Origin of the sequence: Zavarzinia aquatilis (assembly GCF_003173035.1) — a bacterium.
Taxonomy (GTDB): domain Bacteria; phylum Pseudomonadota; class Alphaproteobacteria; order Zavarziniales; family Zavarziniaceae; genus Zavarzinia; species Zavarzinia aquatilis.
In genome coordinates this window covers 227,599-252,179 of sequence record NZ_QGLE01000005.1, presented here as the reverse complement: position 1 = coordinate 252,179, position 24,581 = coordinate 227,599, and the positions used below count along the sequence as shown (strand labels likewise).

The following is a 24,581-nucleotide window of genomic DNA, read 5'->3' as shown; positions in this document are numbered from 1 at the left end:
CAATACGTCGATTCAGGAGGAGGAAACAATGAAACGTCGTGAATTCCTGACCGGTGCCGCGGCCGCCACCGTCGCCGCCGGGGCCGTCGCCGGCAGCGCGCGGGCCGAAGGCAACCCGGAGGTGAAATGGCGCCTGACCTCGGGCTTCCCGAAGTCGCTCGACACGATCTATGGCGCGGCCGAGGTGTTCTCGAAATATGTCTCGGACGCGACCGAAGGCAAGTTCCAGATCCAGGTCTTCGCCGCGGGCGAAATCGTCGGCACCTTCCAGGCGGCGGACGCGGTCAAACAGGGCACGGTCGAGATGTCCCATACCGCCGGCTATTACTATGTCGGCATGGACCCCTGCTTCGCCGCCGGCGCGGCGGTGCCCTTCTGCCTGAACTCGCGCCAGCAGAATGCCTGGCTCTATCACGGCGGCGGCAGCGAGCTGTACAATGCCTTCCTCGCCAAGCACAAGATCTACAGCCTGCCCGGCGGCAATACCGGCACCCAGATGGGTGGCTGGTTCCGCAAGGAGATCAAGACGCTCGAGGACCTGAAGGGCCTGAAGATGCGCATCGCCGGCCTCGCCGGCCAGACCATGGCCAAGCTCGGCGTCGTTCCGCAACAGGTGCCGGGCGGCGAAATCTATCCATCGCTGGAACGCGGCACCATCGACGCCGCCGAATGGGTCGGGCCCTATGACGACGAGAAGCTGGGCTTCTACAAGGTCGCGCCCTTCTACTATTACCCGGGCTGGTGGGAAGGCGGCCTGTCGCTGCACTTCTTCATCAACACCGACAAATGGGCCGAACTGCCGCCGCACTATCAGGCGATCGTGACCGCCGCCGCCGCGGCCGCCAATGTCGACATGCTGGCGAAATACGACGCCAAGAACCCCAAGGCGATCCAGAGCCTGGTCGCCGCCGGCACCCAGCTGCGGCCCTTCTCGACCGAGATCATGCAGGCGTGCTATGCCGCCGCGCATGAGCTTTACGCCGAGATTTCCGCGACCAACGCCGACTTCAAGACCCTGATCGATTCGATCATCGCCTTCCGCGACCAGGAATACCTGTGGTTCCAGGTCGCCGAATATTCCTACGACAACTTCATGATCCGCGGCCGCAAGAAGTAACGCGCCCCGACACGCGGCCGGGGGGCTGGCGCCGTCAGTCCCCCAGCCCTTCCCCGCTGGCGAGGCGCGTGCGCAATTCGCCGAGGAAATTGCCCCCCGCCCCGGTATTGGCCATGGTCTGGGCAAGGTTGCGGGTAACGATGGCCGAAGGATCGGCATTGCCGGTCAGCATGGCGAAGGCATCCGCCGATTTCGACTGCGCCATCGCCGGCCCCCACAGCGTTGCCAGCTGCTTCAGGCCGGCGGCATCCGCCGTCAGGGTGCGGGCGACGGACAGGCGCAGCACCAGCGATTCATCTTCGGGCACCGGCGCGCCATGCTCCGGCGGTTTCCGCCCATCGAGCAGGCGGCCCATGTAGAGGGCGGCGCCGGTCCAGTCCCGCGCCTGCCAGGCAATCTCGGCGCCGAGCCGGGCGGCCTCGAGACTGGGATCGGCCGCGAGCAGGGTGCGGGCATCCGCCGCCTTGCCGAGATCGGCCAGCGCCCGCGCCCGCAGGAGGCGGCGCAGGCGCGCCGTCGTCTCGGGCAGCACCGGCTGTTCGGTCGCGTCGAGCACCTGCATCGCCTTGGCCGGCTCGTGATCGAGCAGATGCAGGAGGGCGAGGCGGGCGGCAACGCGCGAGCGCGGAATGCCCTGCAGCCGGTTCTCGACCTGATGCGACAGCAGGGTCTTGGCCTGGTCGAGCAGATCGACCTGCACCAGCCGGTCCGACAGTTTGCGGATCATGTCATCGCCATCGGGGCCGAGCGGCGTGAGGTCGCGGAAATCGAAATAAAGCGCGACCGCCTGCACCGGTGGCAGGGCATCGGCCGCGCCGCCCAGGAACAGGCGCCGGAAGGCCGCCTTTTCCGTGTCCCGCAGCGCGTCGACCCCGGGATCCTTGGGGAACAGTTTCTCGGCGAGGCGCAGGGTCTGCAGACCGTCGCGCCACTGGCCCTCGGCCAGTTGCAGATCGGCGAGCCGGCGCAATACCGCCAGTTCCTTCTCGTCGCCGCGCCAGACATAGCGCAGGCGATCCAGCCGGGCGATGGCATCGCCCCGCGACAGGCTGCCATCGGCAAGGCCGAGTTCGATAAGGCCCATCTCGGCGTCGACCCGCGCCACCCGCTCCCCGGTCGCGAGCGCGGCCTCGAAGGCCGCGCGGGCGGCGACGGCGTCGGAGCGGCGCACGGCGACCCGGCCTTCGAGGGCGAGGGCCCGGGCCTTGCCGGCCTTGGTCGTCGCGCGCGCGGACAGGCTGGCCGCCGCCTCGCTGGCGGCGCGAACATCGTCGGCGGCCAGCGCGGCGTCGCCGATCGCCGCCAGTAACCGTTCCTGATATCGCGGCGGAAAATGGGCGATGGCGCCCATGCCGGCGCCGAAGGCCTTGTAGGCCTCGCGCTTGGCGCCGGTCGAGGCCAGGGCATAGCCGCGCCACAGGGCGGCGTCGGCGGCGAATTCGAGCGCGGGTACCTTCAGGTCGGCGAGGGCATCGCCGTGACGTTCCTGCATGGCGAGGGCGATGCCGCGCATCAGACGAAAGGCCGGCGTTTCAGCGACGGCCGGATCGTCGCTGGCCAGGATTTCAGCGACGCCGATGGCTTCGGCGCCATAACCGTTGGCGACGAGAAAGCGGCCGAGCGCCATTCGCCGCTCGGTCTTCGCCGTCGGGGCAGCCAGCGCCGCCTCACGCTCCAGCCGGCTGCGGGTGGCTTCGGTCTCGCCCGGGACGGACCAGGCCCCGACGTCGAGGCCACCCTCGACCTTTTCGCCGAGAGCACGGGGCACGCTCGATGGCGCCGGCACCACGTCCGACAGGGTCAGGCCACCGCCCGCGCGGCCTATCGTCAGATCGTCACCTTCGGCGCTCGCGACGACATCGTCGGACAGGGGCGCGAAGGCAAGCCCCTGAGCCGTGGGCAGCAATTCGAGTTCGGGCAGGCGCGCGCCGACGACGACACCGGCGCCCGGTTGAGCCACGGGCACCACGGTCAGGCGGTCGCCGATATCGGGATCGGGAATCTGCACGGGCGGGCGGATGCCCGGAATGCGGGCGACGAGACGCATCCGCCCCTCGGCATCGGCCCCCGGGCTCGCCACCAGCGGCGTCGCCGGTGGCTGGGCGGCCGGCGCGAACAGGAAACGCCAGTTCGTGCCATCGCCCGAAACCTGCGGCGGCACCGCCGGTCCCGACAGGCGAAAGCCCGAGCCGCCCGGCACGTCGAGCGGCAGGATGGCGCCGAGTTCGGCCAGCGGACTGCCGGCCACGCGCGCGGCTTCAGCCCCTGCCCGGTCGAAGACGAACCACAGGGCGTCGCCCCGGGCGAAAACGGCGGCGGCGGTCGGGGCATCGAACACGAGTTCGGCCACCGAACCCGCCAATTCGCGGCGGAAGGTGACGGTCACCCCGCGCGCGGGGACAGGGGCCGGCGCCGGAGCGGGAGCGACAGCCGGCGCCGCGACCGCCGGAGCCGGCGTCGCACGAGGTTCGGCGGGCGGCGCGGCTGGTGCTGGTGCTGGTGCTGGTGCTGGTGCTGGTGCTGGTGCTGGCGAATGTGCCGATCCGGTGGGAGCGCCATGTCCTTCGGGCGCGGGCCGGGCCTGTGTCTCGGGGACCTGCGCTGCCGGCTGCGCGGGCGGCGGCGGCACGGCAGCGACAACATCCGCGGCCGGGGCTGGCTTCGGCGGCTCCGGTCTTGGCTGCGGCGCGGCGGACGGAACCGGGGTCGGCGCTGTCGGCCCCGGGTTGGCAGCGGCCGAGCCGGGCGCCGAACCGGGAGGGGGCGGGTTTGCTGGCGGCTTGGCCGGAGAGGCCGGCTTCATATCGAGCACCAGCTTGTCCTGATAGCGCTGGGGCACCAGGGTCACCGCCGACTTCAGGGCGATGCGCAGGGAACGACCGTCGGCCGCCAGCGTCGCCCCGCCCGCCAGCCGCGCGAGACGGCGCAGTGCCGGGGCGGCATCGAGCCGGACCGGGGCCGAGAAGCTGATGACCAGGTCCTGCCCTTCGATGCTCGCCTGGCCGTCGATACCGGCGGCCAGATCGAACACCAATCGTCCGTAATCGCCATGATCCCAGCCGCGCACGCCGACGGGCGGCGCCTCGGCCGCCAACGACGGCCGGCCGAGGCCGAGCACGAGCGCCGCGATCAGCAGAACCCGGCGCATTCGATCAGATCGAGGCGAAAAGCCGGTCGATGTCATCCTGGCTCGCCGCGAGGTCGGGCAACTGCGGCCCGTTGAGAAGATCCTCATCACCGGCCGCCTTGGCCGCGGGCGCGTCGTGCGCGACGCCGCCCGTTGCCTCGACGAGGCGCGTCAGACGCTCTTCGATGACGCGCAGGGTCTCCGTCACCTTCGAGATGCGTTGCCCCGTGATGTCCTGGAAATTGGACGCTTCGTAGATGCGCGTGGTGATCGAATGGATTTCGTCGATGCCGGCACCGCCAAAGGTCTCGGCCAGGGCTTCCAGTTCCTCGGCGATGTCGAGGAAAATGCCGGTCGCGTGCGCTGTCGCGTCGACGACAGAGCGCAGTTGGTCATTGGCATGGGGAATTTTTTCCCGCGCCAGCTCGTGCGGCCGGATCGCGGCGATCTCTCCCTGGGTCTGGTGAATGATGGCGAGGAGGTTTTCCAGTTCGCGCGCGGTATCGTCACCCACCGGCGAGGGGGGCGGCGAGGCGGCCTGCGGGGGGGCCATGGCCTCGCCCTCCCAACTGTCGAGCAGTTCGGCGACGATGCGTCCGATCTCCCCGACAGGAACCATGCCGCCGGTCGAGGCCGCGAGCGCGGCCAGCCGTTCGTCGAAACTCGTCGTACCCTTGCCCATGTTCCTACCCGCCGCTTCCCGTGGCCGGAGCGTTCGCGGACGGACCCGCCCGCCGCGTCGCCAGCGCGACCGTCAGTGCCTTCGCCGCCTCGGGGTCCATCGCCGCGAGCACGGGGGCAATCTTCGCTTCCTTCATACGACTGGCGACCTCGATCAGCACGGCAAAATCGAGCGTGTTGAAGATGATCGCGGCATCGCCCGGCTTCATGGTCTCATAGACCTTCACGAGGCGGGCCATCTGCTGGTCCTGTTCGGCCGTCTGCGCGGCTTGCGCGGCCGCGATCTTTTCCTCGATCGCCTTGATCTCGGTCAGCTTCTTGTCGACGCGGGCCTCGGCGGCGGCGACCAGCGCCTCGCGGCTGTCGAGTTCGCGGGCCCGCGCCTCGATCTCCTCGCGGCGGCGGGACAGATTCTGCAAGACGTCGACCTCCCCCGGGGTCAGCTTGTCGGGATCGAAGGCCGGCGCCGGGGCTGCCGGTGCCGCGGCTTCGAGCGGAGCGGGGGCAGGCGCCACGGCAGCGGGCGTCGGCACAGGAGCCGGCGCCGGGGCCGGGGTTTCGGCGGCAAGGGCACTGTTGCCGGCCGCTGGCAAGACATGGCCGACCGCTTCCGCGAGATTGGGCAGGCGCAGGGCGAGTGTCGCGGCGGCAACCCCCGCGACAACCGGCAGAAGCGCCACCCGGCGCCGCCAGGCGGTGCTCATCGCACGTCCTTCAGCGCGCGCAGGATGCCCTGATCCGCCCCGGGAGCGGCGCGGGCCGGCGCTTCGGCCGGACGAGCGGACGAGCCGGCGCGCACCAGCCGGTCGGCGAGATTATTGGCCGAGGCGACGAGGATCGAGAGTTCGTCGCTGCTCTTGCGCGCTGCCTCGATCTGGTTGCCGAGCCGGGCGGTCGTCGCTTCCGCCGCCATGCGCAACTCGATGATGCCGGCCTGGGCGCGGCGCGTCGCCTCGTTCAGACCTTCGACCAGGAGGCGCAATTCGTCGTGTCCGCCCTTCAGGCCTTCCAGCTTGCGATGCAGGCGCACGGCCAGCACGATGGTCGCGACCAGCAGCCCGGCGAGACCGAGATCGAGGATCAGTCCGATGATGCTCATGCCTTGCCCCCGGATTGCTTGCCCGTCTTCATCAGCGATTGTTCGACCTTGACCGCGACCATGTTGCCGACCCGGCCCATGCGGCCGCGCAGCATCGGCATACCGCCGCATTTCAGCTCGATCGGCGAATCCGGCGCGCAGTTCAGCATGATGGTCTGGCCGACCTGCAGGTGCATGACATCGCCGAGGTTCATGATCTGCTCGTCCAGCACCGCGTCGATCTGCACTTCGGTCGCCCAGAGTTCGCTGGCGAGATGGCTTTCCCAGATGGTGTCCCGGCCGAATTTCTCGCCCATGAACATCTGCAGCAGCAATTCGCGCACGGGTTCGATGGTGGCATAGGGCAGCACCAGCTCCATGCGGCCGCCGCGATCTTCCATGTCGACGCGCAGGCGGACGAGGATCGCCGCATTGGCATCGCGCGCGATGGTGGCGAAACGCGGATTGACCTCCAGCCGGTCGAAGGTGAAGTCGACCGGGGTCAGCGGCTCGAAGGCGGTCTTCATGTCCTTCAGCACGACCTGGACCATGCGCTCGACCAGGTTACGCTCGATCGTCGTATAGGGCCGGCCTTCGATGCGCATGGCCGTGGTGCCCTTGCGCCCGCCCAGCAGCACGTCGACGATGGAATAGATCAGGTTGGATTCGACGGTCAGCAGGCCGAAATTGTCCCATTCGACGGCGCGGAACACGGTCAGGATCGCCGGCAGCGGGATCGAGTTCAGATATTCGCCGAAGCGGATCGAGGTGATGTTGTCCAGCGTCACCTCGACATTGTCCGAGGTGAAATTGCGCATCGAGGTCGAGAGCAGGCGGACCAGCCGGTCGAACACGATTTCGAGCATGGGCAGCCGGCCATAAGAGACCAGCGAGGAATTGATGATCGAGCGGATGCCGGTCTGGGTGCCGCCGCCGCTGTCGACCGAATCGAAGCCGAGCAGACTGTCGATCTCGTCCTGACTGAGCGCCCGTCCGGACTGGCTGGCGAGCGCCGCGTCGTCGAGTTCGTCATCCGGCACGCCATCGGCACCATCCGCCGCGCCGGTTTCCGCCTCGTCGCCGCCGGCCATGGCGGCCCATTCCGCCGCCAGGGCGTCTTCATCGACAGGAGCGCCGGTTTCCGTCTCGTTCGCCATCACTGCACCAGCATTTCCTTGAACAGGACGTCGTCGATCGCCGCGGGCGCCATCATCTGGTTGGCCCGCGCCAGCAATTCTTCCTTGAGGCGCATCAGGCCGGCCGAGCCTTCGAGATCCTCGAGCCGGAGTTCGCGCAGATAGATCTGGAAACTGTCAATCAGGCGCGGCTGCACTTTCTGCAGGACCGCGGTCACCGCCGGGTCGCTGAACTGGAGCGAGAGCTTGATCTTCAGATAGGCCGCGCGATTGCCCGTGGTGTGGAGATTGACGAGGAGATCGGGCATGTCGAAGAAGATCGGATCGGGACGGACTTCGGCCGCGTTGCCGGCTTCTGCCCCGGCACCGGCGTGGCCGCCTTCGGCCGCCCCCTCCTCCGCGCCCTTGCCGAGCAGCGGGTCGAGCAGGCCGGCGAAATAGGCACCCGCGCCCCCCAGGATCAGGACAATCGGCAGCGCGATCAGCAGCAGCTTCAGCTTGCCGCCCTTCTTCTTCGCCTTGCCGCCCTCACCTTCCGCGCCGGCCTCGCCCGCGGGCAGGCCGCTGACCAGCGCGTCGAGGTCCTGCTGAGATGCCGCGTTGCTTGCCATCGGGGGCCAAACTCCGGAAGTGCCTTCGGTTCGAAGGGGAATTTACGGCCATCTTCCTTAACAAGCGGTTGTGATCGGACGAGAACCCGGCAGCTTCTGCCGGGTAAAGCTGACCCCCCGGAATCGCCGCGCCCACTCCCCGAATGGGCGGAAAGCCTTGATTTCCGCGGCTTTCGCACTTGGCACGCGACCTGCAGCTGTCCTGACGACCGCGGCAGCAGAATGCACAGGCGGCAGAAAGGAGACCGGAGATCATGGAAAACGCGCTTTACGTCGGCCTGTCGCAGCAGATGGTGCTGGAGCGCCAGATGGACATCGTCGCGAACAACATCGCCAATCTGAACACGACGGCCTATCGCGCGGCCCGCCCGGTCTTCCAGGAATATGTGATGAACGCGGGGCCGCAGCAGCCGGTCTCCTTCGTGCTCGATTTCGGCGTCGCCCGCGACAGCCGGCCGGGCGTGATGACGCCGACGGACAATCCCTTCGACCTCGCGCTCAGCGGCAAGGGCTTCATGTCGGTGCAGACGCCGGACGGCATCCGCTACACCCGCAACGGCCATTTCACCCTCGACGCCGACGGCAAGCTGGTCACCCGCGAGGGTTACCCCTTGCTGGACGATGGCGGCGGCGAAATCACCGTGAACGATCCGACCCTGGGCACCCCGGTGGTCAGCGCCGACGGCACGGTCGCCCAGGGCGACACCCAGATCGGCAAGGTCGGCCTGTTCAGCTTCGACAACGAACAGGGCCTGAAGACAGTGGGCGAAAGCCTGTTCGAGGCCCCGGCGGGCGTAACGGCCAATCCGGCCGACGCCGAGACCCGCGTGGTGCAGGGCATGCTCGAGGCATCGAACGTCCAGCCCGTCGTCGAAATCACCCGCATGATCGAGCTGCAGCGCCGCTACCAGACCATGCAGAACCTGCTTTCCGAAGATCACGACCTGAAGCGCACCGCCATCCAGCGGCTGGGCAAGGTCCAGCAGAGCTAAGTCGAGGAGATCCCCATGCGCAGCCTTTCCATCGGCGCGACCGGCATGTTGGCCCAGCAGCTGAATGTCGAAGTCATCTCGAACAACCTGGCCAACATGTCGACGACCGGCTTCAAGCGCCAGCGCGCCGAATTCCAGGACCTGCTCTACGAGAACATCAAGCGCATGGGCACGACCTCGTCGGACGCCGGCACGGTCATCCCCAGCGGCATCCAGCTCGGCACCGGCGTGAAGACGGGCTCCGTCTACCGCATCATGGGCCAGGGCAACATGACCTCGACCGACAATACCTACGACCTCGGGATCCAGGGCCGCGGCTACTTCCGCGTCCTGCTGCCCAGCGGCGAGGAAGCCTACACGCGGGCCGGCGCCTTCCAGCTGAACGGCGACGGCCAGATCGTCACCCAGGACGGCTATACGGTACAGCCCGGCATCGTCATCCCGCAGAACGCGACCGAAGTCGCCATCTCGGCGACCGGTGAAGTCGCGGTCACCCTGCCCAACCAGGTCAATCCCCAGGTGGTCGGCCAGCTCGACCTCGCCACTTTCATCAATCCGGCGGGCCTCGCCGCCACCGGCGACAACCTCTTCCTCGAAACCCCGGCCTCGGGCACGGCGACCGTCGGCCTGCCGGGCGACGAGGGCTTCGGCACCCTGCTGCAGGGCTATGTCGAGGCGGCGAATGTCAACCCGGTGCAGGAGATCACCAACCTGATCTCGGCCCAGCGTGCCTATGAACTCAACTCCAAGGTGATCACGGCATCCGACGAGATGCTGCAGACGATCACCCAGCTCCGCTAAGGGAGAGCCGCCATGATCCGCATCGCCATTGGCATGATGCTGTGGTTCCTCGCCTTCGGTCTCGCCGTCCCGGTGAAGGCCGAAGAGGCGGGCGCCACCGTCCCCGTCCTGCTGCGCGACATCGCCACCGGCGAGGTCGTGACCGCCGACGACCTGACCGAGGCCGCCGTCACCGGCAATCTTCCCGCCAACACGGCGGACAGCGCCGACCAGCTGATCGGCATGGCGGCGCGCAAGCCGCTGCGCGCCGGCCGTCCCGTCTCCCTGTCGGAAGTGCGCCAGCCGATCCTGGTCGTCAAGGGCAGCCTCGTGACCGTCCGCGTCTCCATGCCGGGCATCGAGCTGTCGACCACGGCGAAAGCGATCGAACAGGGCGCCATGGGCGAGGTGATCCGGGTGATGAACCTCACGTCCAACCGCGTCGTCCAGGCGGTGGTCAGCGGCCCGGGCGAAGCGGCGGTTCCCGTCGCAGCCCAGCCGATCTTCGCCGCCGTCCCCTCCGAGATGTAATCCGAAACGATCCGCCAGAAGGCCGCCATCATGAACCGCTTCATCCGCATCGCCCTCGTCGCCGCCGCCGCCTGCAGCCTTGGTGCCTGCTCCGGCTTCCAGGAGCGCATGAGCCGCATCGGCGAAGCCCCGCCCCTGACCCCGATCCAGAACCCGACCGCGACCCCGGGCTATACGCCGGTCAGCCTGCCGATGCCGAACGATCCGGGCATGAACTCCGGCGTCTCGGCCAGCCTGTGGCAGCAGGGCTCGCGCGCCTTCTTCAAGGACAACCGGGCCGCCCGCGTCGGCGACATCCTGACCGTCGCCATCGACATCGACGAACAGGCCGACGTGCAGAACCAGACCGCCCGCACCCGGGATTCGACCGAGAACCTCGGCCTCGGCGGCCTGTTCGGGCTCGAGACCAGCGTCGCCGGTGCCGCCCTGCCCGCCGGTTACAATCCGAGCGGCGCGGTCGACCTGAATTCCGGCACCTCGTCGACCGGCAATGGCACGATCAAACGCTCGGAAGCGGTGAAGATGACCATCGCCGCCGTGGTCACCCAGATCCTGCCCAACGGCAATCTGGTGATCCAGGGCCGGCAGGAAGTGCGCGTGAACAACGAGGTGCGCGAATTGCTGATCGCCGGCATCGTCCGCCCGTCGGACATCACCGCCGCCAACACGATCAAGCACACGCAGATCGCCGAAGCCCGCATTTCCTACGGCGGCCGCGGCCAGATCACCGACATGCAGCAGCCGCGCTACGGCCAGCAGGTCCTGGACGCCATCCTGCCCTTCTGATCCCCCCCGGGGTGCCTTCGAGGAGCGAAGGCACCCCGTCTTCCAATCGTCACCGAACCGCAAGAATTCCCACGCCATCCGTGTGCTAGCCAGCCCCATTGCATAAGGCAGCAGGGGAACACGGATGAGCAGCCTGACGATTACCGCCGGCAACACGCGCACGACGCGCCTCGACATGAGCGATGCCGCCGTCGACAACCTGACGGTCGAGGCGACCGGCGCCATCTCGGTCTCGGCCAATGCCCAGTCGGTGCGCTTCACCGGCGCGACCACCAACGCCGTCATCGACAATTCGGGGACCATCGAGAATACCGCCGCTGGTGGCCGCGCCATCCGCATCGATTCCGGCGTCGGCACCAGCTTCACCGCCGAGATCACCAACGAGGCGGGCGGCGTGATCCGGTCGGCCGACGACGCGCTGCAGATCCAGTCGTCGATCACCGCGGGCAACATCGCCCTGACCAATGCCGGCAGCATCACCTCGACGAGCGGCCAGGCGGTCGACTTCGCCTCGGCGGAAGGCGTGACCGTCATCATCGGCAACACCGGCACCATTTCGTCGGGCGCCAACGATGCCATCCGCACCGGCTCGGGCGCGGTCATCACCAACAGCGGCACGATCAACGGCGGCACCACGGCCGGCTTCACCGCCAGCACCGACGGCGTCGATTTCCGCGCCTTCGGCGGCACGCTGACCAACAAGACCGGCGGTGACATTTCCGCCGACCGCCACGGCATCAACGCGGGCGACAATGGCGTCGCCGGTTACATCACGGTCACCAACGAAGCCGGCGCCACCATCACCGGGCGCAATGGCTCGGGCGTCGGCTCGGACGGCGCGGGCAGCGTCACCAACTACGGCACGATCACCGGCGCCTTCAGCAACGATCCCGCCTCGGACGTGAACAGCGACGGCGCTGGCGGCACCCCCGACGGCACGCCCGACGGCGACGGCGACGGTATCGACTTCGATTTCGCGGCAACCATCGTCAACTATGGCCTGATTCAGGGCACCGGGGCTGGCGGCCATGGCTCCGACGGTTTCGCCAACACGAGCGAGGGCATCGCGGCCGGCGGCGGCACCATCACCAATCACACGGGCGCCACGATCATCGGCGCCGGCATCGGCATCCTGGTCGACGACAGCTCGCGCGGGAATGCCCATGCCATGACCACGATCACCAACGACGGCACCATCGAAGGCACCGCCCTCGAAGCCATCAAGCTGGTCAGTGCCTTCGCCGACAGCGTGACCAACAACGGCACGATCACCGGCGGCAACGGCACGGCGATCCTGTTCGGCGACGGCGACAATACCCTGACCCTGGGCGAGACTTCGGTGATCACCGGCCTGTCCGACGGCGGCGGCGGCATCAACAGTCTCGTCTACGACGGCTGGTCGACCGGTGTCGTCGTCAGACTCGCACTAGGGGCCGCCACGGGCACGGATGGCATCGCCCATTTCCAGAACGTCACGGGCACCGACCAGGCCGACACGCTGATCGGCGACGCCGGCCCCAACACACTGGCGGGCGGTGGCGGTAACGACCGGCTGCACGGCGCCCATTTCGACACACTGAAAGGCGGCACGGGCGACGACATCCTCACCCTGACAGGCAACCCCGCCCTGGCCGATGGCGGCGACGGCCGCGACACGCTGATCGTCAATTCCGATGCCATTTTCGGCGCCGGCAGCATCGTCGACGTTGAGCGGATCGTGGTCGGCGACGGTTTCACCGCCGACTTCGGCCAGTTGACGACGGACCTGAGCATCGCCTCGCGCAGCGGCGCTGGCGGCGGGGTCGACATCACCGGCGGCGCTGGCGCGGACCGCCTTCAGGCCCGGCTCGGCGACGATGTCCTGAACGGCGGGGCGGGTGACGACCTGCTGATCGGCGGCGGCGGCGGCGATACATTCGTCTTCGATGCTGCCGGCTTCGGCCGCGACACCATCGCCCGTTTCGCCAACGGCCACGACACCATCGAAATTTCGACCGCCCTCGCCGCCGATTTCGACGCGCTGACCGTGATCGACCAGGGCTCGCGCACGGTGATCGACTTCGGGGCCGGCGACATGATCATCCTGCGCGGCGTCCACGCGGCGGATGTCGACGCCTCGGATTTTCTCTTCGTCTGAAATGGAACGGGCGCCTCTCGCGAGAGAGGCGCCCGAATTCCTTCGCCAGAGCCGCCGGGACGGCTTCAGTCGTCCCGATAGGTTTTCTCGCGCCGCTCGTGCCGCTCCTGCGCTTCGATCGACAGGGTGGCGATCGGCCGGGCGTCGAGGCGACGCAGGCTGATCGGATCGCCCGTCTCCTCGCAATAGCCGTATTCGCCATCCTCGATCCGGCGCAGCGCCGCGTCGATCTTGCCGATCAGCTTGCGCTGACGGTCGCGGGTGCGCAGCTCCAGCGCCCGTTCGGATTCGGCAGAGGCGCGGTCGGCCAGATCGGGTTCGGCCACCGTGTCCTCCTGCAGATGCAGCAGGGTTTCCTGACTTTCCCGCAGAATTTCTTCACGCCAAGCCACGAGTTTGCGCCTGAAGTATTCTCGCTGGCGCGGGTTCATGAACTCTTCGTCTTCGCTCGGACGATAATCCGGCGGCAACTCTGCTCCCATGCCATCCCTCATGCACGATGCTATGCCGCAAGGCGGGCGGAGTATAGCAGCGACCGCCTTGTGTTCAAGCCCGGCCTTAGCAATAAAAACCGAGCATTTCCAGAGATTTAGGACAGATCGGCGACGCCGCGCTCAAAAGCCGAGCTTGGCGAGCTCCACTTCCGCCCGCAATTCGATATCCGCCAGCACGCCCGCGAGTCGCGGATCGGCGATCCGCTCCTGCCGCCCGCGCACCATGGCGAGGAGATTCTGCAGCTTCTCTTTCGGGAAATGACCGAACAGAAGACCGAGTTTCAGTTCCTCCAGCTGGTCCAGCAGGTCGTTGCCGCGCTTGGCCGCCCGGCGCCGTTCGCCATCGGCATCGACCTCCTGCAAGGCGAAGAGCGCGCCGACCCCACCGACCGGCCCCGCGCCCGATAAACCGCCCGCGGCCGAAGTTTCCTCGGCATCGCCCAGGGAAAAGCCACCCTGGCCGGCGCGCGCACCCCGCCGGGCGCCGGTCGCCGCCGGTCCGCCGATTCTGCCGTTGCCGTCGATCTTCATCCTGGGCCCTGATGCCTTTCCTGCCCGCCATCCTGGCGCGCACAGCGTTAACAAGCCCTGAAGACGAGGGATCGGCCGGCAATTCTTGCCGCGGCGGCAGGGCTTGCCCACCGAGATTTGTCCCAAGCCCTTGATCTGGCAAGGACTTTCTCTTGGCACGGGTTTCGCAACCAGAAAGCCCAGGCGGAGAAGCCGCCGCTTTCGAGGAAGAATCGAGATGCGACATAGCCTGATTGCCCTTGCCGTCCTGCTGGCGACCGCGCTTGGCGCCGTTGCCCCGGCCCAGGCCGCGGCCTCGCGCGTCAAGGACATCGCCGACATCCAGGGCGTTCGCGAGAACATGCTGGTCGGCTACGGCCTCGTGGTCGGTCTCGACGGCTCGGGCGACTCCTTGCGCAACTCGCCCTTCACCAAGCAGAGCCTCGAGGCCATGCTCGAGCGCCTCGGCGTCAACACCCGCGATACCGACCTGAAGACCAAGAATGTCGCGGCGGTGATGGTCACCGCCGAATTGCCGCCGTTCAGCCGGACCGGCAGCCGGGTCGACGTCACGGTCTCCGCCCTCGGCGATGCCAAGAGCCTGCAGGGCGGAACGCTGCTGGTCACCCCGCTGCTGGGCGCCGACGGCGAGGTCTATGCGGTCGCGCAAGGCTCGGTCTCGGTCAGCGGTTTCAAGGCGCAGGGCGCCGCGACCTCGGTGATCAAGGGCGTGCCGACCTCGGCCCGCATCGCCAATGGCGCCGTCGTCGAGCGGGAGGTCGCCTATGCCTTCGGCACCGAGCCGAGCATTCGCCTGTCGCTGCGCAATCCGGATTTCACCACCGCCCGCCGCATCGCCGAAGCGGTCGTCAAGCAGCTGAAGGGTCAGGCCCGCGCGCTCGACACCTCGACCGTCGAAATCCAGGTGCCGCCGCAGTATCGCGCCGACATCGTCAGCTATGTCACCCAGATCGAGCAGTTGAAGGTGACGCCCGATCAGCCGGCGCGCATCGTGATCGACGAAGCCTCGGGCACCATCGTCATCGGCGCCGACGTCCGCGTCTCCACCGTCGCCATCGCCCAGGGTAACCTGACCGTTCGCATCTCCGAAGCGCCGCAGGTCTCGCAGCCCCAGCCCTTCTCGGGCGGGCGGACCACGGTCGTGCCGCGTACCGACGTCCAGGTGGACGAGGGTCAGGAACAGCGCGTCGTGATGATGGAGGCCGGCGTCAGCCTGCAGGATCTGGTCAATGGCCTGAACGGTCTCGGCCTCGGTCCGCGCGATCTGATCTCGATCCTGCAGGCGATCAAGGCCGCCGGTGCCCTTCAGGCCGACATCGAGGTGATGTGATGACCGCCGCCGCCCCCCTCTCCGCCGATCCCGTCCGCTATGCCTATCCCGCCGGCCGTCCGCTGCCGCAGATCCCGCCCCGCCTGAAGGCCGAGGCACAGGATTTCGAAGCCATGGTCATGTCGCAGATGATCAGCCCCATGTTCGAGGGACTGAAGAGCGACGGGCCCTTCGACGGCGGCGCCGGTGAATCCGCCTTCCGCGGTTTCCTGATCCAGGAATTCGGCAAGTCCATCGCCGCCCGTGGCGGCATCGGCCTGTCCGACATGCTGATCCGTTCCCTGCTCGTGACCGAGGAGCCCGCCCATGGCCTCTGACCCGCATCCGCTCGACCTGTCCCCCGCCGCCCTCGAGACCATGGCCAGCCTGACAATTCGCCTCGCGGCCGCGATCGAAGAGGAATGCGAGACCATCGGTGCCCGCCAGTTTTCCCGCCTGAAAGGCCAGATCGAACGCAAGCTCCAGCTTGTCGGCGCCTACGACCGTCAGCTCGCCCTGATGGGCGGAGCCGCCGCCGTCGCCGCCGACGAAGGGGCAAGGGCACGGCTGGGCGAGCCAACCAAGCGCCTGCGCGACGCGATGGCGCTGCATACGGTGCGCGTCGCCGCCGCCCGCACGGTCACCGACCGGCTGGTGCGCAGCGTCGCCGAAGCGGTGGCCGAAAAGGCCCGGCCCGTCCTCGGCTACGGCCCCCGCGCCGGTCTTCGCACCGCCTATGCCGCGCCGGCGGCGATGGCGATCCACGCCCAGGCGTGACGCCGCAGGGCAGGATTTGCCCGGCAATTCCTGCCTGCCCGGCAAAATTTTCCTAGCCAACCCGGCAAAATCTGCCTAGCCGACCCCCAGTTGCCCCCAAAATAGCGAGTAATTCCGCCAAAATCCGAGATGCATCCGATTTGGCACGATCCCTGCAGAACCATTCCCGAGGCCCAGAAGGGCTTCATCACATTGGACCAGAAGGACCAGACCCATGGCTGACATTAAGCTGACTGCCACCTCGCGCGCCAACCTCCTGTCGCTGAACGAGACCACCAGCCTCGCCAACCGCACCCAGAGCCGTCTGTCGACGGGCCTCAAGGTGTCGAGCGCCATTGACGACGCCACCGCCTACTTCGCCGCGAAGTCGCTGAGCGACCGCGCCTCCGACCTGACCTCCCGCAAGGGCAACATCGACCAGGGCATCTCCTCGCTGAAGGCGGCGGTGAATGCGACCCAGTCGGCGGAAACCCTGCTGAAGCAGATCAAGGGTGTCGCGATCTCGGCCAAGACGGCCGACGACACCACCAAGGCCGACCTCTCGACCCAGTTCGCCGACCTCCTGAACCAGCTGAACTCGCTGCTGGGCGATGCGTCCTATCAGGGCACCAACCTCGTCAACTCGACCACCCAGTCGCTGACCGTCCGCTTCTCGGAAGTCACCTCGGCCGAGCTGACCGTCAACAGCCGCGATCTGCGGGCCGGCGCCCTGATCACCGTTGCCTCGGCCGCCGATGCCAAGGGCTCGGACATCTTCGCCGCCTTCCTGACCGGCGCGGGTTCGGCCGGTGCCGCCAACGGCTTCTCGGACATCGCGGCGAGCGCGCTGATCAGCACGATCGACACGATCACCGACAGCCTCGACTCGGCGATCTCGTCGGTTCGCGCGACCGCTTCCTCGCTCGGCTCGAACATCACCCTGCTGCAGACCCGCGCGGACTTCACGCAGAACTACTCGAACACGCTGACCGAAGGTTCGGACAAGCTGACCCTCGCCGACCTGAACGAGGAAGGCGCCAACCTGGTCGCCCTGCAGACCCGCCAGCAGCTCGCCCTCAAGGCCCTGAGCTTCGCCGGCCAGAGCGAACAGAGCGTGCTCTCGCTGCTCCAGTAATCCGGCAGCGTCAGATCGACGATATGAAGGGGCGGCCTCGGCCGCCCCTTTCTCGTGACGGGTAGAGCCGCGGATCGCTTTACCTCGAATTAAGGAAACAGGGCCAATCTCGGGGAACGAACCAGCCACGGAGTCCCCGGCGTGCCCCTGAAGATCACGCTCGCCCCTGAAGAAAAGATCATCGTGAACGGTGCCGTGCTCGCCAATGCCGGCGGCCACGCCACGATCACGGTCCTCAACCAGGCCCATATCCTGCGCGGCAAGGACATCCTGACCCAGGATGATGCCGTCACCCCGGCAACGCGCATCTATTATGTGCTGCAGTGCCTCTACCTGTTCCCCGATCGTGCCGCCGATTACCGCAAGGCCGCCGACGCCTTCCTCGCCGACTACGCGGCCGCGGCCCCGAGTGGCGCCGCCATCATCGACACCATCAACAAACAACTGGCCACCGGCACGGTCTATCAGGCCCTGCGCACGGCGAAGAAATTGCTCGTGCACGAGAAGGAGGTTCTCGATCATGTATCCGACCCAGCGTCGTCCCGCCTATAGCAAGGCCCCGCCTTCCGGCGATCCGCGGCGCACCGAGGGCTGGGCGCTGACCGAGGCCGCGCGTCGTCTGGCCGAGGCCCAGCGCGCGCCCGAGAATGCGCCCGGTTTCATGGATGCGGTGCGCCGCAACTGGCGCCTGTGGACCATCTTCCAGGCCGGCGTCGCCTCGCCCGATTCGCCGATGCCGCCGGACCTGAAGGCCAATGTCCTGTCGCTGGCGAATTTCATCGACCGCCACACGGTGGGCATCCTCGCCGATCCGCAGCCGCAGAAGCTGGACATCCTGATCCGGATCAACCGCGAGATCGCGGCCGGCCTCCTCGCCAATCCGGCCGACGGTGCCAGCGTTCCCACCACGACCGCCCCGCCCGCCGCCGCCGGTGGCGGCATCAACCATTCGGTCTGAACCATGCAGGCGGCGACCCTGGCCGACACTTCCCCGACCGCCGGGACGGCACGACAGAGAATGACCGACGACCTCATCGCTCCCTTCCTTACGGCGCTGAAACCCCTGATCGACAGCCGGGACCACGAAGCCGCCATCGCGTCCATCGAGGCGCGCATGGCGGCCGACCCGGTCGATCCGGCGGCCCTGATCGGTCTTGGCTTCGTCGCCTTCGCCAGCGACCAGGTGCTGACCGCGCTCGATGCCCTGAAGCAGGCGCTCGACGCCGCGCCGGGCAGCGCCGTCGCCGCCGACAGCCTGGCCATTCTCTATGCCATCGCCGGTGAGGTGGCCGAGGCGACCTATTACGCCAAACTGGCGCAGGCCAACGGCCTCGACCAGACCACCGCGAGCCTGCGGCCCGCCGGTTGGCCGGGCTTCGCCTTCGTCTTCCGCAACATCCGCGAACGCCCCCTGCTGGCGCAGGGCATGAAGCTGATGGCCGCCGGCCAGTCCGATCTGGCCATGCGGCTGATCGAGGCCCAGGCGGCTTTCAGTCCCGAGGATGGCGAGACCCAGCGCGCCTTCGCCGATGCCCTGATCGCCGTCGGCAGGCCGCGGCAGGCCGCCGAAATCCTGTCGCGCTTCGCCGCCAACGGCACGGCCGACGCCTTCGACCTCGCTCGCCTCGCCCTTGCCCTCGCCACCATTGGCGACAGCGCGGCCGACGGCATCGCCGCCGAGGCGATCGCGCTCGGCGAAAGCGAACCCGCGGCCGGCCCCGATGTCCTGTGCGCCGCCGCCACCATCGCCACCCTTCGCGGCGCCGATCCGGCCCGCAGCCTGAGCCGCAACGCCGGCCTGCTGCCGGCGGCCGGTCCGCTGATGCCAGCCGCCGCATTGCCCGAGCGGCCCCGCGTCGGCGTTCTCGCCACCGCCCTCGGCGACGAGGCCGATGTCGAGACCATCGCCGCGCTCGCCCAGGGCCTGCGCGAGGCCGGCTGCGGCGATCTCACCGTCTTTGGCGCCGGCACGCTCGACCGGCCGCATAACCGGCCGCTGCAGGGCCGGGTCCAACGCCACATCGACGCCGCCGCCTTCGACGGCGAGACGCTGGCCCATACCGTCGCGGGCGAAGGCATCGACCTGCTGCTCGATGCCGGTGGTCTCGCCGCGCCGATGCACACCCTCGCCCTTGCCCATCATCCCGCCCTGCGCACCCTCGCCTGGCTGAATGCGCCTTGCGCCCTGCCCTGGACCGATGGCGCCGTGCCCGCCGGCGCCGCTCTCGCCCGGCTCGGCACGACCGCGCGGCCGGCGCGCAGCGACGGTCCCACGCTGATCGGCACCGACATCGTGCCCGGCCAGCTGCACGACGACTTCCTCGATGCGCTCGCCGCCCTGCTGGACCAGGTGCCGGACGCACGCCTGCTGTTCCGGGACCGCGAATTCAGCCATCCGGACACGGTCGCCGCCCTGGTTGAACGCTGCGGCCCACGCGGCATCGCCGACCGGATCGAAATCGTCGACGGCAGCCCGCTCGCCTTCGCCGCCGGGCTCGACCTCTATGTCGCGCCCTTCGTCGCCCTGAACGGTCAGGACGTGGTGACCGCGACCGCTGTCGCAACCCCCTGCGTCGCCCTGCGCGGCACGGTCCGGCACCGCAATCACGGCGCGGCCGCGCTCGACGCCCTCGGCCTCGGTGACCATGCGGCCGCCGATGTCGCGGCGTTCGTCGCCATCGGCGCCGCGCTCGCCACCGACCGCGGCGCCAGCGCGCGCATCGCCGAAGCGGCCGCCACCGCTCCGGCCTTTTCCCCCGCCGCCTTCGCCACCGCCCTGATGGAGAGCATCGCGCAATGACCGCCGCCGCCTTCGCCGAGCGATTTCCCGCCATTGCCCCGTCGCTTCCGGCGACGACGCTGAGCACCATCGTGCGCGACGAGGCCGGCCGGGCGATCGACATCGACCTCGGCCGGGGGCGGCTCTATGGCGGCGACGCCGAGGAAAAGGCGGCCGAACAGGTCGCCCGCTTCGCGGTGAAACCCCTGCAGTTCTTCACCCAGGATCTGTCCGGCGCCAATATCGGCAGCGAGGTCTCGGCGCGGATGCGCGACCATCTGCTGACGGTGATGGCCGGGCATGGCATCACGACCCTGAGCAACAAGCCCGATTACGAGGGCTCGTTCCTCGTCGTGCTCGGCCTTGGCCTTGGCCATCATCTGCGCCCCCTGCTCGAGACGACGACGGCGCGCCATGTGCTGATCGTCGAGCCGGTGGCGGAATTCGTCGTCCATGCCGCCAACACGCAGGATTGGGACGCCCTGTTCGAAATCGCCGAACGCCGCGGCATCGACCTGACCCTGAGCACGGCGGCCCAGCCCGACCGCATCATCCTGGAAATCCGCCGGCTGGTTTACCGGGTGGGCGAGCCCTTCATCGACGGCGCCTTCGTCTTCGTCCATTACCCGTCCTGGGCCCTGACCGAGACCCGCGATCGCCTGCAGCAGGTGATCGACCAGATGTTCATCTCCAAGGGCTTCTACGAAGACGAGTTGAAGATGATGACCAACGCGGTGGGCAACCTGCTGCGTTACGACAGCCGTCTGGTCGACGCCCGGCCGAAGCCGGCCCGGCCGGAGACGGCGATCATCATCGGCTCCGGCCCCTCCATCGACCGTTCGATGGACGATCTGCGCCGGCTCGCGCCGCAGGCCGCCGTGTTCTCGGCGGGGACCAGCCTGCGCGTCTGCCTGCGCAACGGCATCCGCCCGCAGTTCCACTGCGAACTCGAGAACGGCGACCCAACGGTCGAGGTGCTGACCGCCCTCGCGAAGGAATTCGATTTCTCGGGCATCACGCTCATCGCCTCGGTCACGGTCGACCCGCGCGTCGCCGCGCTGTTCGACGAGGTCTATTTCTTCTTCCGCGATTCCGTCAGCTCGACCCGCATCCTCGCGCCCGAACGCCACGAATTGGTCGGCGTGGGGCCGACCTGCGTCAACACCGCGCTGCGCGTCTCCGCCGCCCTTGGCTTCACCGACTACATCCTGTTCGGCACCGACTGCGGCAGCAAGCTGGGCCAGGTGAAACACTCGCGGGATTCGGTCTATGCCGTCACCGACAAGTACAAGGCCTTCGAGCGGAACCTGAAGTACAACCAGACCCTGCCCGGCAATTTCGGCGGCACGGTCGAATGCGACTGGATCCTCGCGCTCTGCGCCCAGATCCTGGGCGATATCACCCGGCGCTATCAGCTCAAGGTCCAGAATACCTCGGATGGTGCCCTGCTCGCCGGTGTCACGCCCCGCGTCGCCTCGTCGATCCGCCAGTTGCCGCGCGTCGCCGACGGCGAGAAGCTGCGCGCCGACATGAGGCGCCTCGCCCGCCTCTATCCGGCCGCCAGTTTCTTCGAGTCCTGGACCCCGGGCCGGCTGCTGGACGGCGCCACCGCCTTCTATGACGACCTGCTCGCCCTCGTCGATGCCGCGATCGCGGAAGGCGAGGATCTGGTCGCCTTCTGGCACCGCCTGTCCGACTTCATGGATGGCTTCAAGGACCAATATGCCCTGACCGAGAGCATCGCCCATGGCTCGATCCGGTCGATGCCGAAGATCGGCATGTATTTCAGCCACCGGATGACGGAGCCGGAAAAACGTGCCATTATGGTGGCATCTTTCCTGGCCGAGTATCGGTCCATCGTCCTCTTCATGCGTGAAGGAACGCTGGCCCTGATCGGCGATCTGGAGGCGGCGCTGGCCGGGCGGCCGGCGCGGCCGGTCCGAATGGGAGCGGAGGCATGACGGCAGTCTATTTCGGCATGAGCGCCGCCGCCCAGAAGCAGGCGGTCAGCGACGCCCTCGACCGGACCTATGCGCTGGTCGCCGACGGGATCGCCGCGCGCAAGGCCAAGGAACTGGCCAAGGTTCAGGACAAATACGTCACCAATTCCGCGCTGCCGGCGCTGCAGGCCGATATCGACGCCCTCGCCGCCCGCAAGGACACGGCGGCCAGCGCGGTGTTTTCCCTGAAGCAGGCCAGCACCAACGCGCAGAAGGTTCTCGAATATCTGAACACCGCCCATGCCGCCGCGGCCGAGGGGCGGGCTTCCGCCTTCGACACCGCGATCAACCAGATCAACATCCTGGTCGGCAGCCGCGGCTCGGAACTGGAAAATCTGGTCGGCAACGTCGTCGCGGGCCAGTCTGGTCAGCGCACGCTGGCGATCAGCACCGGCACGACAGAGGTCGTCGTCGCGCTGCAGTCCCTCGGCTCGCGCTATGCACTGGTCGACCAGGACAACGGCCGGACCTATACCCCCAATTTCCTGTCGCAGACCCTGAGTATCGGCGGGACGCAGATCGCGACCTCCCAGCTCTCCCTCGTCTCGCGCAATGGCAATGACGTCAGCTTCACCGACGGCACGACGACCTGGAATGCCACGCTGGACACCGGCGGCCTGCCGGTCACCTCGTCCTGGCTTTACGGCGGCCTGACGGGGGAAGGCCAGACCCAGGCCATCGACGACATCAAGGCGTCGATCAGCATCGTCGCCAAGGCGGTCGCGACCCTGAGCAATACCAATCTCCAGTCCGAGATTGGCCTGAGCACGCTGCAGAACCAGCTGACCGAAATGGGCGAGACGGCGCGCAAGGTCAGCGATACGGAATCGGACGAACTCGCCGCCGCCAAGAAGGCGATCGAGACTCGCTATTCGCTGATGACCAGCAATATCGCCTTCGCCGCCCAGGCGCAGCGCGAGATGATCGGCGCCCTGATCGGCGACGACAGCGTGACGAACCAGAGCGTGTTCGACATCATGGGCACGACCTATTCCGGCTAAGCCCGCCGGCCGGGCAAAGGCTCAACCGGAAACCGGCGAGCCGCCCTTCAGGATCGCTTCCGACATGTTGAAGTTGAGCGCGATCAGCTTGTCGATCAGATCGTTGTCGACTTCGCCCTGCAGGCTCTTCGCCACTTTCGCGGTGAAGGTCGCGGTCCGGTTGATGAAGTCCATCACCTCGCCCGTGATCTCGGCGCCGTTCAGTGCCGCGTGTTCGGACAGGCGAAGCCACAGGTCGGCATTCTGGATCAGCGCCTTGTCGAGAATGGCCAGCGCCCCCCGCGCCTGATCCAGCAGGACCGCGTGTTGCAGGAAGGGAAAGGCCGCCTCTTCGAGCGGGGTCAGGACTTCGGTATCGGACATGAGGCGGGTCTCCGGCGCGAATGATCCATTCTTGGCCGTCGAGGGTAAAATTTCGGTGAAAGACCCGCCCCGATTGTCGTCAATACCCGGCGGCGGCGTGCGGATTTTCCCCGTCGAGCGACAGCACCGTGTCGTAGAGTTCCGGCCGCCGGTCGCGGAAGATGCCCCAGGAGCGGCGTTGATGCGCGATAGCATCGAGATCGAAGGTCGCGGTCAGCACGCCTTCCGTCACCCGATCGGCCTCCGCCACCTTGGCGCCGGTCGGATCGGCGATGAAGGACGAGCCGTAGAAGGTGATCGCGGTGCCGTGTCGCCCGGCTTCCGTCCCCACCCGGTTGGAGGCGACGAGGGGAATGAGATTGGCGCCGGCATGGCCCTGCATCACCCGCTGCCAATGCGCCGCCGAATCGAGAGTCGGATCATGCGGTTCCGAGCCGATGGCGGTCGGATAGAACAGGATTTCGGCGCCCATCAGCGCCATGGAGCGGGCGCATTCGGGGAACCATTGATCCCAGCAGATGCCGACGCCGATGCGGGCGAAGCGCGTGTCCCAGACCCGGAAACCGGTATCGCCCGGCGAGAAGTAGAATTTCTCGGTATAGCCGGGGCCATCGGGAATATGGCTCTTGCGGTAGTTGCCGAGGATCGAGCCGTCGGCATCGGCAATGGCGATCGAGTTGAAATGGGCCTGACCCGCCCGCTCGAAATAGGAGATCGGCAGGACGACGCCGAGTTCGGCCGCGAGCGCGGCGAAATGGGCGATCAGCGGATTGTCGTCGAAGGGCTTCGCCAGCGAAAAGAAATCGTGGATCTGGTCCTGGCAGAAATAGGGCGTCTCGAACAATTCCTGGATCAGGATGATCCGGGCGCCCTTGCCCGCGGCCTCGCGCACCAGCGCCTCGGCCCTGGCGATATTGGCGGCCAGATCCCAGCCGCAGGCCATCTGCGTCGCCGCGACGGTGACTTCACGCATCTCTCGACTCCCCTCTTCGCTGCGACCGCAGTCTGCCCCAGCTTCGGCCTTACTTGAAGCGGCACAGCTCTTCGCAGGGCACACCGTCGCCATCCCGGTCGAGCCGGGCTTCGCCGCACTGGCTGTAATAGAATTGTGCTTCGTCGCAATCCGCCATCTGCCGGCATTCCTTCTTCTCGCCGCAGAAGGGTTTGGGCGGCCCGGCATGGGCCGGCGCCGCGACGACGAGGCAGAGGAGCAGAACACGCATGGCGCGATTGTAGC

At 67.8% G+C, this 24,581-nt stretch carries 26 protein-coding genes; 15 read left to right on the top strand and 11 right to left on the bottom strand.

Features of this window, described 5'->3' with window-relative positions; all coding sequences use genetic code 11:
* Positions 1-28 precede the first annotated feature (28 nt).
* Complete coding sequence (locus DKG74_RS11085) at positions 29-1,117, top strand: TRAP transporter substrate-binding protein (protein ID WP_109905685.1); 1,089 nt, start codon at positions 29-31, stop codon at positions 1,115-1,117.
* A 34-nt stretch (positions 1,118-1,151) separates the two neighbouring features.
* Here the strand turns inward: DKG74_RS11085 and DKG74_RS11080 are convergent, their stop codons facing one another.
* From DKG74_RS11080 to DKG74_RS11055, 6 genes are read right to left on the bottom strand one after another with little or no spacing between them, the layout of a single operon-like run.
* Positions 1,152-4,265 carry a hypothetical protein gene (locus DKG74_RS11080; RefSeq protein ID WP_133251564.1) on the bottom strand — a complete coding sequence of 1,038 codons (3,114 nt, stop codon included), beginning with the start codon at positions 4,263-4,265 and terminating at the stop codon, positions 1,152-1,154.
* Positions 4,266-4,269: 4 nt separating this feature from the next.
* A complete protein-coding gene (locus DKG74_RS11075; protein ID WP_109905681.1) occupies positions 4,270-4,926 on the bottom strand; it encodes a protein phosphatase CheZ in 657 nt (218 codons plus the stop codon).
* Positions 4,927-4,930: 4 nt separating this feature from the next.
* Complete coding sequence (locus DKG74_RS22045; RefSeq protein WP_109905679.1) at positions 4,931-5,629, bottom strand: MotE family protein; 699 nt, start codon at positions 5,627-5,629, stop codon at positions 4,931-4,933.
* Positions 5,626-6,024, bottom strand: coding sequence for a DUF6468 domain-containing protein (locus DKG74_RS11065; RefSeq protein ID WP_109905677.1), 399 nt, complete (start codon positions 6,022-6,024; stop codon positions 5,626-5,628). Before DKG74_RS11065 ends, DKG74_RS22045 begins: the two co-directional genes overlap by 4 nt.
* Positions 6,021-7,160: a flagellar motor switch protein FliM gene (gene fliM / locus DKG74_RS11060; RefSeq protein WP_109905675.1), complete on the bottom strand. Its 1,140-nt coding sequence runs from the start codon at positions 7,158-7,160 to the stop codon at positions 6,021-6,023. The genes DKG74_RS11065 and fliM overlap by 4 nt, the downstream gene beginning before the upstream one ends.
* Positions 7,160-7,750, bottom strand: coding sequence for a flagellar basal body-associated FliL family protein (locus DKG74_RS11055; RefSeq protein WP_109905673.1), 591 nt, complete (start codon positions 7,748-7,750; stop codon positions 7,160-7,162). The genes fliM and DKG74_RS11055 overlap by 1 nt, the downstream gene beginning before the upstream one ends.
* A 254-nt stretch (positions 7,751-8,004) precedes the next feature.
* On the opposite strand from DKG74_RS11055, the gene flgF reads away from it, so the two are divergent.
* The 5 genes from flgF to DKG74_RS11030 all read left to right on the top strand — a co-directional run bounded on the left by flgF (position 8,005) and on the right by DKG74_RS11030 (position 12,976).
* Positions 8,005-8,742 (top strand): flagellar basal-body rod protein FlgF, encoded by a 738-nt coding sequence (gene flgF / locus DKG74_RS11050; protein WP_109905671.1) that lies wholly within the window; start codon positions 8,005-8,007, stop codon positions 8,740-8,742.
* Between the two features lie 15 nt (positions 8,743-8,757).
* Positions 8,758-9,543, top strand: coding sequence for a flagellar basal-body rod protein FlgG (gene flgG / locus DKG74_RS11045; protein WP_109905668.1), 786 nt, complete (start codon positions 8,758-8,760; stop codon positions 9,541-9,543).
* 12 nt (positions 9,544-9,555) lie between these two features.
* Positions 9,556-10,053 carry a flagellar basal body P-ring formation chaperone FlgA gene (flgA, locus tag DKG74_RS11040; protein WP_109905666.1) on the top strand — a complete coding sequence of 166 codons (498 nt, stop codon included), beginning with the start codon at positions 9,556-9,558 and terminating at the stop codon, positions 10,051-10,053.
* A 30-nt stretch (positions 10,054-10,083) separates the two neighbouring features.
* A complete protein-coding gene (flgH, locus tag DKG74_RS11035; RefSeq protein ID WP_109905664.1) occupies positions 10,084-10,839 on the top strand; it encodes a flagellar basal body L-ring protein FlgH in 756 nt (251 codons plus the stop codon).
* A gap of 124 nt (positions 10,840-10,963) precedes the next feature.
* The gene (locus DKG74_RS11030; protein ID WP_109905662.1) at positions 10,964-12,976 is read left to right on the top strand and encodes a beta strand repeat-containing protein; all 2,013 of its coding nucleotides are present in this window, start codon (positions 10,964-10,966) and stop codon (positions 12,974-12,976) included.
* Positions 12,977-13,041: 65 nt separating this feature from the next.
* Here DKG74_RS11030 and dksA read toward each other — a convergent pair whose 3' ends face one another.
* Both dksA and DKG74_RS11020 read right to left on the bottom strand, forming a co-directional pair.
* Positions 13,042-13,458, bottom strand: coding sequence for an RNA polymerase-binding protein DksA (gene dksA / locus DKG74_RS11025; protein WP_109905660.1), 417 nt, complete (start codon positions 13,456-13,458; stop codon positions 13,042-13,044).
* Between the two features lie 132 nt (positions 13,459-13,590).
* Positions 13,591-14,001, bottom strand: a complete 411-nt coding sequence (locus tag DKG74_RS11020; RefSeq protein WP_109905658.1) for a flagellar assembly protein FliX — start codon at positions 13,999-14,001, stop codon at positions 13,591-13,593.
* A gap of 217 nt (positions 14,002-14,218) precedes the next feature.
* Here DKG74_RS11020 and DKG74_RS11015 point away from each other — a divergent pair, with 217 nt between their 5' ends.
* From DKG74_RS11015 to DKG74_RS10975, 9 genes are all read left to right on the top strand, one after another.
* Positions 14,219-15,331 (top strand): flagellar basal body P-ring protein FlgI, encoded by a 1,113-nt coding sequence (locus tag DKG74_RS11015; RefSeq protein ID WP_109905656.1) that lies wholly within the window; start codon positions 14,219-14,221, stop codon positions 15,329-15,331.
* Positions 15,331-15,648, top strand: coding sequence for a rod-binding protein (locus tag DKG74_RS11010; RefSeq protein ID WP_109905654.1), 318 nt, complete (start codon positions 15,331-15,333; stop codon positions 15,646-15,648). Before DKG74_RS11015 ends, DKG74_RS11010 begins: the two co-directional genes overlap by 1 nt.
* The gene (locus DKG74_RS11005) at positions 15,638-16,087 is read left to right on the top strand and encodes a hypothetical protein (RefSeq protein ID WP_109905652.1); all 450 of its coding nucleotides are present in this window, start codon (positions 15,638-15,640) and stop codon (positions 16,085-16,087) included. Before DKG74_RS11010 ends, DKG74_RS11005 begins: the two co-directional genes overlap by 11 nt.
* 214 nt (positions 16,088-16,301) lie before the next feature.
* Positions 16,302-17,201, top strand: coding sequence for a flagellin (locus DKG74_RS11000; RefSeq protein ID WP_109905650.1), 900 nt, complete (start codon positions 16,302-16,304; stop codon positions 17,199-17,201).
* A 141-nt stretch (positions 17,202-17,342) separates the two neighbouring features.
* On the top strand, positions 17,343-17,753 hold the full coding sequence (locus DKG74_RS10995; RefSeq protein ID WP_109905648.1) for a flagellar biosynthesis repressor FlbT: 411 nt from the start codon (positions 17,343-17,345) through the stop codon (positions 17,751-17,753).
* Positions 17,722-18,159, top strand: a complete 438-nt coding sequence (gene flaF, locus DKG74_RS10990) for a flagellar biosynthesis regulator FlaF (protein WP_109905646.1) — start codon at positions 17,722-17,724, stop codon at positions 18,157-18,159. Before DKG74_RS10995 ends, flaF begins: the two co-directional genes overlap by 32 nt.
* Positions 18,160-18,219: 60 nt before the next feature.
* Positions 18,220-20,001: a tetratricopeptide repeat protein gene (locus DKG74_RS21750; RefSeq protein ID WP_165837640.1), complete on the top strand. Its 1,782-nt coding sequence runs from the start codon at positions 18,220-18,222 to the stop codon at positions 19,999-20,001.
* On the top strand, positions 19,998-21,941 hold the full coding sequence (locus DKG74_RS10980) for a motility associated factor glycosyltransferase family protein (RefSeq protein WP_109905644.1): 1,944 nt from the start codon (positions 19,998-20,000) through the stop codon (positions 21,939-21,941). The genes DKG74_RS21750 and DKG74_RS10980 overlap by 4 nt, the downstream gene beginning before the upstream one ends.
* Positions 21,938-22,981, top strand: a complete 1,044-nt coding sequence (locus tag DKG74_RS10975) for a hypothetical protein (protein WP_109905642.1) — start codon at positions 21,938-21,940, stop codon at positions 22,979-22,981. The genes DKG74_RS10980 and DKG74_RS10975 overlap by 4 nt, the downstream gene beginning before the upstream one ends.
* A 21-nt stretch (positions 22,982-23,002) precedes the next feature.
* Here DKG74_RS10975 and DKG74_RS10970 read toward each other — a convergent pair whose 3' ends face one another.
* From DKG74_RS10970 to DKG74_RS22040, 3 genes are all read right to left on the bottom strand, one after another.
* On the bottom strand, positions 23,003-23,344 hold the full coding sequence (locus DKG74_RS10970; RefSeq protein WP_109905640.1) for a hypothetical protein: 342 nt from the start codon (positions 23,342-23,344) through the stop codon (positions 23,003-23,005).
* A 79-nt stretch (positions 23,345-23,423) separates the two neighbouring features.
* Positions 23,424-24,317, bottom strand: a complete 894-nt coding sequence (gene aguB, locus DKG74_RS10965; RefSeq protein WP_109905638.1) for an N-carbamoylputrescine amidase — start codon at positions 24,315-24,317, stop codon at positions 23,424-23,426.
* 49 nt (positions 24,318-24,366) lie between these two features.
* Positions 24,367-24,567: an excalibur calcium-binding domain-containing protein gene (locus DKG74_RS22040; RefSeq protein ID WP_207779322.1), complete on the bottom strand. Its 201-nt coding sequence runs from the start codon at positions 24,565-24,567 to the stop codon at positions 24,367-24,369.
* Between the last annotated feature and the right edge of the window lie 14 nt (positions 24,568-24,581).

What these genes read in the sequence shown, in the direction of transcription:
- DKG74_RS11085 (WP_109905685.1), top strand. Translation starts at nt 29, where the DNA reads ATGAAACGTCGTGAATTCCTGACCGGTGCCGCGGCCGCCACCGTCGCC.
- DKG74_RS11080 (WP_133251564.1), bottom strand. Translation starts at nt 4,265, where the DNA reads ATGCGCCGGGTTCTGCTGATCGCGGCGCTCGTGCTCGGCCTCGGCCGG.
- DKG74_RS11075 (WP_109905681.1), bottom strand. Translation starts at nt 4,926, where the DNA reads ATGGGCAAGGGTACGACGAGTTTCGACGAACGGCTGGCCGCGCTCGCG.
- DKG74_RS22045 (WP_109905679.1), bottom strand. Translation starts at nt 5,629, where the DNA reads ATGAGCACCGCCTGGCGGCGCCGGGTGGCGCTTCTGCCGGTTGTCGCG.
- DKG74_RS11065 (WP_109905677.1), bottom strand. Translation starts at nt 6,024, where the DNA reads ATGAGCATCATCGGACTGATCCTCGATCTCGGTCTCGCCGGGCTGCTG.
- fliM (WP_109905675.1), bottom strand. Translation starts at nt 7,160, where the DNA reads ATGGCGAACGAGACGGAAACCGGCGCTCCTGTCGATGAAGACGCCCTG.
- DKG74_RS11055 (WP_109905673.1), bottom strand. Translation starts at nt 7,750, where the DNA reads ATGGCAAGCAACGCGGCATCTCAGCAGGACCTCGACGCGCTGGTCAGC.
- flgF (WP_109905671.1), top strand. Translation starts at nt 8,005, where the DNA reads ATGGAAAACGCGCTTTACGTCGGCCTGTCGCAGCAGATGGTGCTGGAG.
- flgG (WP_109905668.1), top strand. Translation starts at nt 8,758, where the DNA reads ATGCGCAGCCTTTCCATCGGCGCGACCGGCATGTTGGCCCAGCAGCTG.
- flgA (WP_109905666.1), top strand. Translation starts at nt 9,556, where the DNA reads ATGATCCGCATCGCCATTGGCATGATGCTGTGGTTCCTCGCCTTCGGT.
- flgH (WP_109905664.1), top strand. Translation starts at nt 10,084, where the DNA reads ATGAACCGCTTCATCCGCATCGCCCTCGTCGCCGCCGCCGCCTGCAGC.
- DKG74_RS11030 (WP_109905662.1), top strand. Translation starts at nt 10,964, where the DNA reads ATGAGCAGCCTGACGATTACCGCCGGCAACACGCGCACGACGCGCCTC.
- dksA (WP_109905660.1), bottom strand. Translation starts at nt 13,458, where the DNA reads ATGGGAGCAGAGTTGCCGCCGGATTATCGTCCGAGCGAAGACGAAGAG.
- DKG74_RS11020 (WP_109905658.1), bottom strand. Translation starts at nt 14,001, where the DNA reads ATGAAGATCGACGGCAACGGCAGAATCGGCGGACCGGCGGCGACCGGC.
- DKG74_RS11015 (WP_109905656.1), top strand. Translation starts at nt 14,219, where the DNA reads ATGCGACATAGCCTGATTGCCCTTGCCGTCCTGCTGGCGACCGCGCTT.
- DKG74_RS11010 (WP_109905654.1), top strand. Translation starts at nt 15,331, where the DNA reads ATGACCGCCGCCGCCCCCCTCTCCGCCGATCCCGTCCGCTATGCCTAT.
- DKG74_RS11005 (WP_109905652.1), top strand. Translation starts at nt 15,638, where the DNA reads ATGGCCTCTGACCCGCATCCGCTCGACCTGTCCCCCGCCGCCCTCGAG.
- DKG74_RS11000 (WP_109905650.1), top strand. Translation starts at nt 16,302, where the DNA reads ATGGCTGACATTAAGCTGACTGCCACCTCGCGCGCCAACCTCCTGTCG.
- flaF (WP_109905646.1), top strand. Translation starts at nt 17,722, where the DNA reads ATGTATCCGACCCAGCGTCGTCCCGCCTATAGCAAGGCCCCGCCTTCC.
- DKG74_RS21750 (WP_165837640.1), top strand. Translation starts at nt 18,220, where the DNA reads ATGACCGACGACCTCATCGCTCCCTTCCTTACGGCGCTGAAACCCCTG.
- DKG74_RS10980 (WP_109905644.1), top strand. Translation starts at nt 19,998, where the DNA reads ATGACCGCCGCCGCCTTCGCCGAGCGATTTCCCGCCATTGCCCCGTCG.
- DKG74_RS10975 (WP_109905642.1), top strand. Translation starts at nt 21,938, where the DNA reads ATGACGGCAGTCTATTTCGGCATGAGCGCCGCCGCCCAGAAGCAGGCG.
- DKG74_RS10970 (WP_109905640.1), bottom strand. Translation starts at nt 23,344, where the DNA reads ATGTCCGATACCGAAGTCCTGACCCCGCTCGAAGAGGCGGCCTTTCCC.
- aguB (WP_109905638.1), bottom strand. Translation starts at nt 24,317, where the DNA reads ATGCGTGAAGTCACCGTCGCGGCGACGCAGATGGCCTGCGGCTGGGAT.
- DKG74_RS22040 (WP_207779322.1), bottom strand. Translation starts at nt 24,567, where the DNA reads ATGCGTGTTCTGCTCCTCTGCCTCGTCGTCGCGGCGCCGGCCCATGCC.